The following is a 12480-nucleotide window of genomic DNA, read 5'->3' as shown; positions in this document are numbered from 1 at the left end:
GGGCATGACCGAGCGGTACTCGCCACCGGTGGCGTTGCGTGCGCTGGGCGCTGTCGCCGACGGCTACCTGCAGCTGTTCGTCGCAGGTCGCGCCGCGCCGCTGATCTCGCGACCGAACCCGGTGCGGCACGGCGGCTTCGAGATCCCGTTGACGATCGAGCGGATCGCTCCGCTCGCCGAGGATGTCGTCGGCCTGACGCTGGTCTCGCCCACCGGTGCCGACCTGCCGCCGTGGCGGCCGGGTTCGCACCTCGATCTCGTACTGCCCTCGGGCAAGCAACGCCAGTACTCGCTGTGCGGTGATCCCGAGGACCGCCGCCACTACCGGATCGGGGTGCGCCGCATCGCCGACGGTGCGGGCGGGTCGATCGAGGTCCACGAGCAGCTGAAGGTCGGGCAGACCCTGCGGATTCGCGGTCCGCGCAACGCGTTCGACTTCATCGCCGCGCCGTCCTACCTGTTCGTCGCGGCCGGAATCGGGATCACCCCCATCCTGCCCATGGTCCGGGCGGCGTCGCGCGCGGGCGCCCGCTGGAAGCTGATCTATCTGGGCCGTTCGCGCGCGACCATGCCGTTCCTCGACGAACTGAGCGCCCTCGGCGGCGGCCGAGTCGAGATCCGGCCGGACGACGAGTGCGGTACCCCGGACATCGGCGAGGTCATGGGCCGCGCCGAACCCGGCGCGTCGATCTACGTCTGCGGCCCGCCGCCCGTGCTCGACGCCGCGCAGCGCCTCGCGTTCGCCGTCAACCCGACCGGTTCGCTGCACACCGAGCGCTTCTCCGCGCTGCCGGTGGTCGACGGCCGGGAGTTCGAGGTGACCCTGGCCAGGTCGGGGACCACCGTCCGGGTCGGGGCGGACGAGACCGCCCTCGCCGCCATCCTCCGGGCCACGCCGGACGCGGTGTATTCGTGCAGGCAGGGCTTCTGTGGCACCTGCAAGGTCGCTGTTCTGGCGGGCGCGGTGGAGCATCGCGACCGCAAACTCCTCGACACCGAGCGCGAGAGCCACATGCTGACCTGCGTCTCCCGCGCGGCCGGCGAATCGCTCGTCCTCGACCTCTGAGCATCACACCAGCGAGAAAGGACGACGATGTCCACTGCCCGAAGCCTGCCGGCCGCGCCGGACACCACGCGATCCACCACCGGGGCGACCTTCGATGTCATCTCGCCCGCGACCGGCGCCCTGATCGGCACCTATCCGATCCACTCGGCGGCCGAGGTCGACGCGGCGGTCGCCGCCGCGCGGCCGGCGGCCGACTGGTGGGCGGGACTCGGTTTCGCTGAGCGAGCCCGGCGTCTGGACGCGTGGCGCGGCGAGATCACCAGCGGCCGAGCCGAACTCGCGCGGATCATCCATCGGGAGATGGGAAAGCCGATCTCGGACGCGAAGCTCGAGATCGCCATGGCACTGGAGCATCTCGCGTGGGCGTCCGCGCACGCGCGCGAGGTACTCGGACCGCGCTCGGTGCGTCCGGGCCTGCTCGCGGTGAATCAGGAGTGCACGTTGGAGTACCGCCCATTCGGGGTGGTCGGGGTGATCGGGCCGTGGAACTACCCGGTGTTCACGCCGCTGGGCTCGGTATCGTTCGGGCTCGCCGCCGGTAATGCGGTGGTGTTCAAGCCGAGCGAGTACACCCCGGGCGTCGGGCTGTGGCTCGCCGAGCGATTCGCGGCGGTCGTGCCGGAACAGCCGGTCTTCCAGGTGATCACCGGCCTGGGGGAGACCGGCGCCGCGCTGTGCCGCTCCGGTGTCGGCAAGATCGGCTTCACCGGGTCCACCGCCACCGGCAAACGGGTCATGGCCGCCTGCGCGGAGACCCTGACGCCGGTGCTGATGGAACTCGGCGGCAAGGACGCGCTCCTCGTCGACGCCGACGCCGATCTGGCCTCGGCCGCCGACGCCGCGGTGTGGGGCGGCATGTCGAATGCGGGCCAGACCTGTCTCGGGGTGGAGCGGGTGTACGTGCACACCGACGTCTACGACGACTTCCTCGCCGAACTCCTCGACCGCGCGACGGATCTGCGCGCGGGCACCGGCGCGGCGAAGATCGGCCCGATCACCATGCCCAAGCAGATCGAGATCATCCGCGACCACATCGAGGACGCGCTGGCGCGCGGCGCGCGGGCCCTGCTGGGGGGTGCCCACGCGATCGATGGCCAGTTCGTGCAACCCACCATCTTGGTCGGAGTTCCCGAGGACGCGCTCGCCGCCACCGAGGAGACCTTCGGCCCGACCCTCACCGTCACGCGGGTGCGGGACATGGACGAGGCGATCGAGCTGGTCAACGCCGGTTCCTACGGGCTGGGCAGTACCGTCTTCGCGCGCCGCGACGGCAAGCGGATCGCCGACCGGATTCGCGCGGGCGGCACCTCCATCAACGCCTACGTCGCGCACGCGACGATCACGAGCCTACCGCTGGGCGGGGTCGGTGACTCCGGCTTCGGTCGCGTCCACGGACCGGACGGGCTCAAGGAATTCACCTACGCCAAGGCGACCACGCGGCAGCGCTTCCCGCTGCCACTGGCCCTGACGACATTCACCCGTGGCCGGACCACCGACGCCGTCGTGGATCGGCTGGTCACCGTGCTGCACGGAAGGAATCGGTAACCATGGCAGCAACCGAACACCGTCACATCGTCGTGATCGGTGCCGGATTCGGCGGCATCGCGCTCGCGATCAAACTGCGCGAGGCCGGATTCGACGACCTCGTCGTCCTCGAACGCGCCGCGGATCTGGGCGGAACCTGGCAGGCCAACACCTACCCGGGGTGCGCTTGCGATGTGCCGTCCCAGCTCTACAGCTATTCGTTCGCGCCCAATCCGGACTGGTCACGGACCTACGGCAAGCAATCGGAGATCCTCGCCTATCTGCGCGAGGTGGCGACGAGATTCGATGTCGTCCCGCGGATCCGGCTGAACACCGAGCTGCTCGAGGCCCGCTGGGACGAGAATCGGTCGCTGTGGCGCCTCGAGACCTCCCAGGGGTCGCTCACGGCCGACTACCTCATCTCGTCCACCGGCATCTTCGCCGAGGCCAAGTATCCGACGCTGCCCGGCCTGGACACCTTCGCCGGCAAGACCTTCCACTCCCTGCACTGGGACCACGAGCACGACCTCACCGGCGAGCGGGTCGCGGTGATCGGCACCGGCGCCTCGGCGGTTCAGTTCGTGCCCGAGATCCAGCCGAAGGTGGCCGCGCTCACCGTCTTCCAGCGCTCGGCGCCGTGGATCATCCCGCGGATGGACCGGTCGACCGCGAATCTGGAGCGGTACGTCCTGCGACGGGTTCCGTTGGCGCAGAAGGCGATTCGCAGCGCATGGTACGCGGCGATCGAGGGATTCGGTCTGGTCGGGTTCGTCGACAACCGCTTCCGGCACCCGTACGAGCTGCTCGGCCGCTGGCAGCTGCGCCGCCAGGTGCGTGATCCCGAGCTGCGCGCGAAGCTGACGCCGGACTACATGATCGGCTGCAAGCGAGCGATCTTCTCCGACGCCTACCTGCCCTCGCTCGACCAGGACAACGTCGAGGTGGTGACCGACGGTATCGCCGAGGTGCGGCCGGGATCGATCGTCACCGGGGCAGGGGTCGAGATCCCGGTCGACACCATCATCTACGGCACCGGGTTCGACCCGCAGCCCCCGTTCTTCGACCGGGTCATCGGTGGTGACGGTGTCTCGGTCGGCGACCTCCTGCGCAAGCGGCGCCAGACCTACCTGGGCACCGCCATCGCCGGATTCCCCAACCTGTTCCTGACGCTGGGCCCGTTCGGCGCGGTGGGCAACCAGTCGGCGGTGTTCATGATCGAATCCCAGGTCGCCTACATCGTCGACGCGCTGAAGACGCTGCACGACAAGGGCGCGCATCGAGTGGAGGTCCGCCAGGATGTCCAGGACCGCTTCGTCGAGGAGATGCACCGGCGCAGCACGTCCACGGTGTGGCTCACCGGCGGCTGTGACAGCTACTACACCACCCCGGACGGGCTCAACGCCGGGCTCTACCCGAGCTGGAGCTTCGAATACCGCAAGCGCACCAGCGCGTTCGACGCCGCGTCCTACGAGGTGAGCGCCTGATGGATATCACCGCGCTCACCCCGTCGAGCCTGCTCGGTCGCCGGTCCTTCGACGTCCGCGACAAGGTGGTCCTGATCACCGGCGCGGGGCAGGGGATCGGCCTCGCGCTGGCCGAAATCCTCATCGACCGTGGGGCTTTCGTCGCTCTTGTCGACATCGACGAAGTCGCCGCCAAGGCCGCCGCGCAGCGCCTCGGCTCCCGGGCTCTGGCCATGGCTGCCGATGTGCGTGATCGCGGGGCGATGGCGGAGGCGACCCAGCTCGCGGTGGAGTACTTCGGCCGTCTCGACGTGGTCGTCGCCAATGCCGGGGTCACCCCGAGGCCCGCCACGGTCCGCACGATGGACCCGGCGGATTTCGACCGGGTGATGGCGATCAACCTCGACGGCTGCTTCAACACCGTGCATCCCGCCCTCGACCACATCGTGGCCGCCGAGGGGCACGTGGTCGTCATCTCGTCGTGCGCGTCGTTCGCGCCGGGCATGGCCGGGTCGCCGTACATGATGAGCAAGGCCGCGGTCGAGCAGTTCGGGCGCGCGCTGCGGGTGGAGCTCGCCGCGGCGGGCGCCAGCGCGGGCGTCGCCTACTTCGGTGTCGTCGAGACCGAGATGACCCACACGATGCTCGACCAGGACGATCTCGGCCGGGAGCTCGACGAGATGCTGCCATGGCCGCTGAACGTCCGGATCAGCGCGGCGCACGCGGCGACCGTGATCGCCGACGGCATCGCGCGCCGCGCCGCCCGCACCATCGCCCCCAGCGGGTGGGAGCCCTACGCGCTGCTGCGCGGCCTGGTCAACGTGGTGCTCGACGCGCAGCTCGCGGGCAGCGGCAAGGTCAAGGACCTGCTCGACCGGGTCGAGCGGCGGAGCGGCCGGTGACCGCGCCGGACCGGGGGTCGTTGCGCACCCGCGCGGCCCGGCTGGTCGCCGAACACACGGTCAAGCCGCTGGCCGCCGCGCTGCCGGTCAACACCGCGACCCTGCCGGTGGCCCGGCTCGCGATCGATACCGCGATGCGCGTGGTCGGTCCGAGCCTGGCCGGGACCTCGGTGGACCAGGTCGACGACGGCGCGGTCCACGGCGAGATCGTCACCGGGCCCAAGGCCGACCGCCGCGACGCGATGATCCTGTACGTGCACGGTGGCGGCTTCGTCGCCGGCTCGGTCGCCGCGTATCGCGGCGTGGCGTCGCGGCTGTCGACCGCGACCCGCACCCCGGTCTTCGTCTCCGGCTACCGGCTGGCACCGGAACACCCGAGCCCGTGCGCCCAGCTCGACGTGGCGCGGGCCTACCGGTGGCTGCTGCGGCGCGGGTTCGCGCCGGACCGGATCGTGCTCGCCGGTGATTCGGCGGGTGGCTTCCTGGCCGCCGATCTCGCGCTCGCCAACGCCCGCCTGGGGATGCCGGGACAGGGTGGGCTGGTGCTGTTCTCGCCGATGGCCGATCTCGGGCTGAGCATCGCCCAAGCCGGCGGGCGCAACCGGGACGGAGTCCTTTCCTACGCCCTGTCGGCCAAAGCGGTCGCCCACTTCACCAGTGACCGTCTCGAACTCCGGCCCGAGCGCGGGATGGTCCTGCCGCCGACCCTGATCCAGACCGGCGGTGCGGAGTACTTCGCCGCCGACGCGATCGAACTGGCCGAGCGGTTACGCGCCAGCGGAACGGCCTGCGAACTCCAAGTGTGGCCGGACCAGATGCACGTCTTCCAGGTCATGCCCGCGCTGGCGCCCGAGGCCCGTTTCGCCTTCGGTGCCGCGGGTCGTTTCGTCACCTCCTTGCTCGAATCACCGGCCGCTACCGCGGTCTGATACACGGAAGAACCACACACACTATGTCGACACCCCGTTTCGAAACCCTCTGTGCCGCTTTCCAGTACACGGCCGCTATCGATCCCGGCGCGGTGGCGTTGCGTACGCCGGGTGACGCGCAAACCATGACCTGGCGTGAGTATGCCGAGGGTGTGCGTGCCGCGGCGGCGGGTCTGGCGGGGTTGGGCGTGCGGCGTGGTGACACCGTCGCGTTGATGATGGGTAATCGGGTCGAGTTCTATCCGCTCGAGGTCGGTGCCCAGCACGTGGGCGCGACGTCGTTCTCGGTGTACAACACCCTCTCGCCCGAGCAGTTGGCGCATGTCCTCGGAAACGCGGGCGCGCGGGTGGTGATCTGCGAGGCGCAGTACGTGCCGCGCCTGCGGCAGAGCGGAGTCACGCTGGATCACATCGTCTGTATCGACGATACGGTCGAGGGCACGGTGCCGGTGGCGGAGATGATTGCCAATGGTGCACCGGATTTCGATTTCGACGCTGCGTGGCGGGCGGTCGAGCCGGGTGATGTGGCGACGTTGATCTACACCTCGGGGACCACGGGTAATCCGAAGGGTGTGGAGACCACGCACGCGAATTTGATGTTCCAGGCCTATGGTCTCGGCGATGTGCTCGGTTTCGAGTTCGGTGATTCGACCACCTCGTTCATGCCGACCGCGCATATCGCCGACCGGCTCACCGCGCTGTATATCCAGGAGATTTTCGGTACGCAGGTGACGGCGGTGTCGGATCCGAAGTTGATCGCGGGGGCGTTGGCGGATCTGCGTCCGACCGTGTGGGGTGCGGTGCCGCGGGTGTGGGAGAAGCTGAAGGCCGCGATCGAGTTCGTGGTCGCGAACGAGCCCGACGAGATGCGTAGGCAGGGTATGCAGTGGGCGTTGGCGGTGGCCGCCAAGCGCAGCGAATACCAGCTGGCCGGGCAGCCGGTTCCCGAGGAGGTGGTCGCGGAGTGGGCCACGGCCGATGAGCTGGTGCTGTCGAAGTTGCGGGCGAAGCTGGGCTTCGATCGGTTGCGGTTCGCGCTGTCGGGTGCGGCGCCGATTCCGCCGCAGACGTTGGGTTTCTTCGCCGGGATCGGCGTCCCGATCTCCGAGATCTGGGGCATGTCGGAACTGTCGTGCATCTGCAGCGTCAGCCACCCTCGCGATACCCGGCTCGGGACGGTCGGACGTTTGCTGGCCGGGATGGAATCGCGGATCGCCGAGGACGGGGAACTGCTGGTCAGGGGGCCGCTGGTGATGAAGGGCTACCGCGGCGAACCGGAGAAGACGGCGGAAGCGGTCGACGCCGACGGCTGGCTGAGCACCGGTGACGTGGTGACCGTCGACGCCGACGGCTACCTGCGTGTGGTCGACCGCAAGAAGGAACTGATCATCAACGCCGCGGGCAAGAACATGTCGCCCACCATGATCGAGCACGCGATCAAGGCGGCGACCCCGCTGATCGGCGCCATGGCCACGATCGGCGACGGCAGGCCCTACAACACCGCGCTGATCGTCCTCGACGCCGAAAGCGCCGAACCGTATGCGGCCCAGCACGGTCTGTCCGACGCGTCGGCGGCCGCGCTGGCCGGCAACGACGAGGTGATCAAGGCGATCGCGGCGGGCGTGGCGGCGGGCAACGCGACGCTGTCGCGGGTGGAGCAGGTCAAGCGATTCCGGATCCTGCCGGTGTTCTGGGAGGCCGGTGGCGACGAGGTGACGCTGACGATGAAGCTCAAGCGGAAGGTGATCGCGGAGAAGTACGCTGCCGAGATCACCGAGCTGTACGCCGAGGTGCCGCCCGCCGAGGTCATCGAACCTGCCTGACCGCCGGTGCCATGGCGGGCCGCGCGGGGTGGCCCGCCATGGCAGTCCTGTTCGAGCCGTCACTCAGGCCTGACCCGCGGCGTGACGGCGGCGAACCATATCGGCGATCAGTCCGGTGCTGTAGTCCGTCAGTTGTCGCTGCGTGGCAGGCAGGCGTCCGTCCACCCAGTCGGCGTCATGTTCAGCTCACCCAACCAGTGCATCGCCTGTGACCAGGCCGCTGCGTCGGCCGCTGCGTCGTAGGCGACCCCGCTGATACCCGCCATCGAGCCTGCCCGTCAGGACGTCGTGCGCCGCACCGCAGGCGGCACGCAACTCCGACGGGTCGCCGACCCACGCCTGAATCGCCTGCTGTACGTCGGCCATCGTCGACATGCGCCGACCGTCACCGACGTAGTCGATCGCCAGCGCGACGTAGCCGAGAGGCCCGCGAGCCGATCGGCGATATCGACCGTGTGCGCGGACGTCCCTGGTGCTTCGTGGGCGACGAGCAGGGCGGGGTGCGGGCCCGCGGTCACCGGCGCGGCCAGGTGGCCGACGTACGTCTTCCCGTTCGTCAATTACCGGACGTTCGGCGGGCCCGCCACAGCCGCCGGAACGGCGCCGATGCGGGTCCGGGCACCGGCGGATGGCGGGGGCGAGGTCCGACGGTGTCGTGGCGGAATCCTCACGATTTAACTAGAGTGATGCTCTAGTGAATTCCGCCCGCGCCGCCGATGTCGCGCTGGCCGTACGTTGCTCCCCGAGTCGAAGGAGTCCGATCGTTGAGTGTTCTGGTTCTTGGTGGATACGGCGCCGTCGGCGCGCATCTGGTGCGGTTGCTGCGCGCTGCCGGAATCCGGGCGCTGGCGGCCGGTCGTGATCCGGTTCGCGCGGACCGCGTCGTCGACCTGGCGTCGGCGAGCAGTCTCGGGGCAGCGCTGTCCGATGTGTCGATCGTCGTGAACTGTGCTGGTGTGGAAGACATCCGGCTCGTCGAGGAGTGTGTCCGCCGGGACATCGTGTTCGTTGACATCTCGGCGACCAGCGGCTACGTGCAGGACCTGGAGCGTGTCGACGGGCCGGTCGTCCTCGGCGTCGGACTGGCACCCGGCATGACCTCCGCACTGGCGGTCGCCGCGCTCACCGACGACCCCGGCCCGGTCGACATCATGATCGGCCTCGGCGCCGGGGAGCACCACGGCCCCGCCGCCACCGCCTGGACCTACCAGCTCCTGGGGCAACGTTTCCCCGACCCCGACGGCTCCGACCTCCGCAACTTCACCCGGCCCACCCATTTCGCGGTCCCCGGCGCCGCCGGATACCGCCGATTCCCCGCCGTGCGCGCGGATTTCGCCGACCAGCACCGGCTCACCCACCAATTCTCGGTCCCCGTCCGCAGCTACCTGCGCCTGGACTCCCGCCTCGCCACCCTCGGACTCGCGTCCCTCACCTGGATCCCGCCACTGCGCGCCCTGACACCGAAACACCTGCCCGGCACCGACACCTGGGTGGTCCTCGCCCGGACCGCCGACGGCACGACCCGGTGGGCGACCGGCCACGGACAGTCCCTCGCCACCGCAGCCGTGGCCGCCATCACCGTCGAGGAGCTCGCAAGTCACCGAATCACCACCCCGACCTGGCTCCACGACATCCTCCACCTCGACCAGCTACTGCACCGCCTACCGGCGACCGGCGTCGAGATCACCGCCGGACGCACCGACGGCCGAACCTGACGGCGCAGGCCTGGGTCGGAGAGGGCGCACTGGCGGGCTGACCGGATTCGAACCCGCGACCCCGCCGCCCGCTGCTGGCCCGAGGGCCCCGAGGGCTATGCCTGGATGACCTCGATGCCGACGAGGGCGTTGAAGGAGTCGCAGCTGGCCCAGGACTGGCCCTGGCCGTACTGGATCGGGCCGTACTTCCAGTAGGTGAAGGGGACCGGCCAGGCGACGCAGGTGAGTTTCACCTGGTGCCAGGTCGGGAGTTCGCAGCTGGCCATGCCGCCGGTGTTGAAGATGTTGTAGACGTGACAGTTGGCCTGCCACACCGGGACGTCGGCCTGGGCGGCGCCGCCACCGGCGACGACGGCGGTAGCTGTGGCGGTCGCGGCGATGGCGCCGGCAGCGAGCTTCTTCACAGAGAACATGTCCGAACCTCCGGAAATAGACGTTGTCTGAAAGATCGCTGAGAATCCGGGAGTGTTACTCGGAGTTTGCTGTGCGGGCGTAATCGCGGTGGCGGAGGGTGCGGAACCACGCCGCGCTGGCCGCTCGGGGCCGCTTCGGACGGTCGGCCTTCGTCTCGGCACTGTCCGCGACACGGCCAGGAACGGCTCGATGTCGCACGCCGTTTCCGCAGGCCAGCGTGGATATACTCGCGAGACACCGCTCGAAGAACATCCGGAACTGATGTACCCCATCGCACCGAGATCACCGGAGAGCCGACCATGTCCGAGCCCGATGATTCCGCTCCGCTCTACGGGGAACTCCTCGAATCGGCCCGGCGGCTGTCGTTCGATCTGCGCGGCGGCGACACCGGCGCCGGGACCGAGAGCGACCGCCACGGCATGACCCCGGAGTGGTCCCCGCTCTACGGCACCCCGACCTGGCACGGCCTGAGCGAGCCGGAGCGCAGGCGGCTGACCCGGCGCGAGGTCTCGCACTTCCTCGGGGTGGCCATCTGGCTGGAGGTCGCCCTGCAGATCGTGCTGCTGCGGCGCAACCACGGCGTCGACCCGACCCGCGCGGACGTGAAATTCCTGTTCAACGAATGCGCCGACGAGAACCTGCACTCGCTGATGTTCGCCGGGGCGATCGAGCAGCTGGGGGAGCGGTACAGCCCGCTGGACCGGGTGATGCTGCTGATGGGCTGGCTGTTCCGCACCTTCGCCTGGGACGAAGTCGCCTACGGCATCGTGCTGGCCGGGGAAGAGGTCTTCGATGTGATGCAGCGCGACTGGTCGATCGACGACCGGGTCGCGCCCGCGGTGCGCCGCAGCTCGCACGTGCACGTGGTCGAGGAATCCCGGCACATGAGTTTCGCGCGCCAGAAGATGCGCGACCGCCTGCGCGGGGTGTCGCGCGTGCGGCGCTATGTCAGCGCCGTACTGATCGCGGTGGGCGCGCACATCATCGCCAAGGGGCTGGTCAACAAGGGGATCTACCGCGATCTCGGGCTGGACTGGCGGACGGCCAAGCAGGAGATCGATCGCAACGAGCACCACCGCATGATGTTTCGCCGGGCCACCGCGCCGCTGGTGGAATTCCTCGATCGCGAGCGGCTGCTCAACCGGGTCGCGCGCGCGGTCTACCGCAAGTCGAACCTCCTGTAGAAAGGCCGCCGACCGTGAGTTTCGTGATTCTCGGGCACTGCTGTAAGGACGGTTCCTGCCTGCGGGTGTGTCCGCAGAACTGCATCCATCCGGCGCCCGGCGACCCGGAGTTCGCCACGGTCGAGCACCTGTCGATCGACCCCGCGGCCTGTATCGGCTGCTCGGCGTGCGTGGACGCCTGCCCGGTGGCGGCGGTCAAACCCGAGGCGGCGCTGACCGAGGCCGAGCAGGTGTACGCCCGGCAGGCCGACGCCTATCGCGATCGTCCGCGCACACCCGCCCGCCCCGTGATTCCGGTCGCCTTGCCGTCCCCGCTCCGGATCGCCGTGGTCGGCGCGGGATCGGCGGCGATGTACACCGTGCGGGAGGTGTTGCAGCGCTCCAGTTCCGTCCGGGTGACGGTGTTCGAGCGGAGCGCGCATCTCGGCGGTCTGCTGCACACGGCGGTGTCACCGGATCACCCGGGTATCCGGCGGATGACCCGGCTCTTCGATGTGCCGTTCGCGGACCCGCGGGTCGAGATCCGCTTCGGCACCCGGGTGGGTGCCGACGTGTCGATCGAGTCCCTGCGCGACCGTTTCGACGCGGTGATCCTCGCCTTCGGTGCCGCCGAGCCGCGCGCGGTGGCGGGCTCGGCGCTGCCGGAGGTCCATCAGGCGATCGATCTGCTGGCCGCCGCCCATGCCGCGCGGCGCGGCGGTGGGTCCGGGGTCGCCGTGGCCGGGCCGACGACGGTGATCGTCGGGGGCGGCAATGTCGCGCTGGATGTGGTGACCGGCCTGGCCAGGGGACGCATCCGCACCCACGCGGGCGCGCTGGTCTCCCGGGCGGTGGTCGTCGCCCGCGCCCCGGCCTCGCGGCCGTCGTTCACCTTCTCGGCACTGCACGAGCTCGGCCAGCTCGCGGTCGATATCACCGTCACCAACGGCCATCGGCTCGGGGCAGGCCCGCTCGACCGGCTGCTGTCGGAACTCGCCCAGCGGGACCACCGCGGGGCGGGGCTGTCCGTCGAGTTGGTTTTCGGGCGCGAGGTCACCGCCCTGCGCCCGGTCGACGGGCGCCTGCGGGTGGTTACCGCCCGCGTCACCGCACAAGGGCGCGTCCCCGCCGCGGACCTGAGCGCCGACTCCGTCGTCCTGGCTTCGGGATTCACCTGCGCGCCGCCGCCGGGTGTCCCGCTCGGGCCCGGCGGCGCGGTGTCGCACCGGGCCGGTGCGGTGGTGTCGCCGGAGACCGGCGAGCCGATCGCGGGACTCTATGTGGTCGGCTGGGCCAAGCGCGGTGGCCGCGGAGGCGTCGGGGAGAACCGGCGGTGCGCCGCCCAGACTGTCGACACGATCGCGGCCGACCTCGCCGCGCCGGACGCCCGGACACCGCGCCGCCGACGCTGATCCCCGGCCCGCCCGGACGCGTGCCCGCCGACACACCGCGAGCCGCGCGGACGGTGGTCGGCGCGGCTC

Annotated in this window: 10 protein-coding genes; 9 read left to right on the top strand and 1 reads right to left on the bottom strand. The window is 70.1% G+C overall.

Translation table 11 applies throughout. From position 1 onward, the window contains the following. Nucleotides 1-4 precede the first annotated feature (4 nt). From WA675_RS09860 to WA675_RS09830, 7 genes are all read left to right on the top strand, one after another. Nucleotides 5-1066, top strand: a complete 1062-nt coding sequence (locus WA675_RS09860; RefSeq protein ID WP_336083827.1) for a PDR/VanB family oxidoreductase — start codon at nt 5-7, stop codon at nt 1064-1066. 27 nt (nt 1067-1093) lie between these two features. Further along, nucleotides 1094-2611: an aldehyde dehydrogenase family protein gene (locus tag WA675_RS09855; RefSeq protein WP_336083826.1), complete on the top strand. Its 1518-nt coding sequence runs from the start codon at nt 1094-1096 to the stop codon at nt 2609-2611. Nucleotides 2612-2613: 2 nt separating this feature from the next. Further along, nucleotides 2614-4074 (top strand): flavin-containing monooxygenase, encoded by a 1461-nt coding sequence (locus tag WA675_RS09850; protein WP_336083825.1) that lies wholly within the window; start codon nt 2614-2616, stop codon nt 4072-4074. After that, entirely contained in the window at nt 4074-4955 is an 882-nt protein-coding gene (locus WA675_RS09845) for a short-chain dehydrogenase/reductase (protein ID WP_336083824.1), read from the top strand. The genes WA675_RS09850 and WA675_RS09845 overlap by 1 nt, the downstream gene beginning before the upstream one ends. Next, on the top strand, nt 4952-5884 hold the full coding sequence (locus tag WA675_RS09840) for an alpha/beta hydrolase (RefSeq protein WP_336083823.1): 933 nt from the start codon (nt 4952-4954) through the stop codon (nt 5882-5884). The genes WA675_RS09845 and WA675_RS09840 overlap by 4 nt, the downstream gene beginning before the upstream one ends. A 23-nt stretch (nt 5885-5907) precedes the next feature. Then, nucleotides 5908-7707, top strand: coding sequence for a fatty acid--CoA ligase FadD11 (gene fadD11, locus WA675_RS09835; RefSeq protein WP_336083821.1), 1800 nt, complete (start codon nt 5908-5910; stop codon nt 7705-7707). A 764-nt stretch (nt 7708-8471) separates the two neighbouring features. Beyond that, complete coding sequence (locus WA675_RS09830) at nt 8472-9422, top strand: NAD-dependent epimerase/dehydratase family protein (RefSeq protein WP_336083819.1); 951 nt, start codon at nt 8472-8474, stop codon at nt 9420-9422. 95 nt (nt 9423-9517) lie between these two features. Here the strand turns inward: WA675_RS09830 and WA675_RS09825 are convergent, their stop codons facing one another. After that, nucleotides 9518-9835 carry a hypothetical protein gene (locus tag WA675_RS09825; RefSeq protein ID WP_336083818.1) on the bottom strand — a complete coding sequence of 106 codons (318 nt, stop codon included), beginning with the start codon at nt 9833-9835 and terminating at the stop codon, nt 9518-9520. Between the two features lie 300 nt (nt 9836-10135). On the opposite strand from WA675_RS09825, the gene WA675_RS09820 reads away from it, so the two are divergent. Both WA675_RS09820 and WA675_RS09815 read left to right on the top strand, forming a co-directional pair. Beyond that, the gene (locus WA675_RS09820; protein ID WP_336083816.1) at nt 10136-11020 is read left to right on the top strand and encodes an AurF N-oxygenase family protein; all 885 of its coding nucleotides are present in this window, start codon (nt 10136-10138) and stop codon (nt 11018-11020) included. Nucleotides 11021-11034: 14 nt separating this feature from the next. Then, nucleotides 11035-12411 carry an FAD-dependent oxidoreductase gene (locus tag WA675_RS09815; RefSeq protein WP_336083815.1) on the top strand — a complete coding sequence of 459 codons (1377 nt, stop codon included), beginning with the start codon at nt 11035-11037 and terminating at the stop codon, nt 12409-12411. The last annotated feature ends 69 nt before the right edge of the window (nt 12412-12480 follow it).

The organism is Nocardia sp. SSK8 (assembly GCF_037034205.1).
GTDB lineage: Bacteria > Actinomycetota > Actinomycetes > Mycobacteriales > Mycobacteriaceae > Nocardia.
Note: the sequence above shows the minus strand (reverse complement) of the source record. Positions and strands in the feature narration are given on the sequence as shown.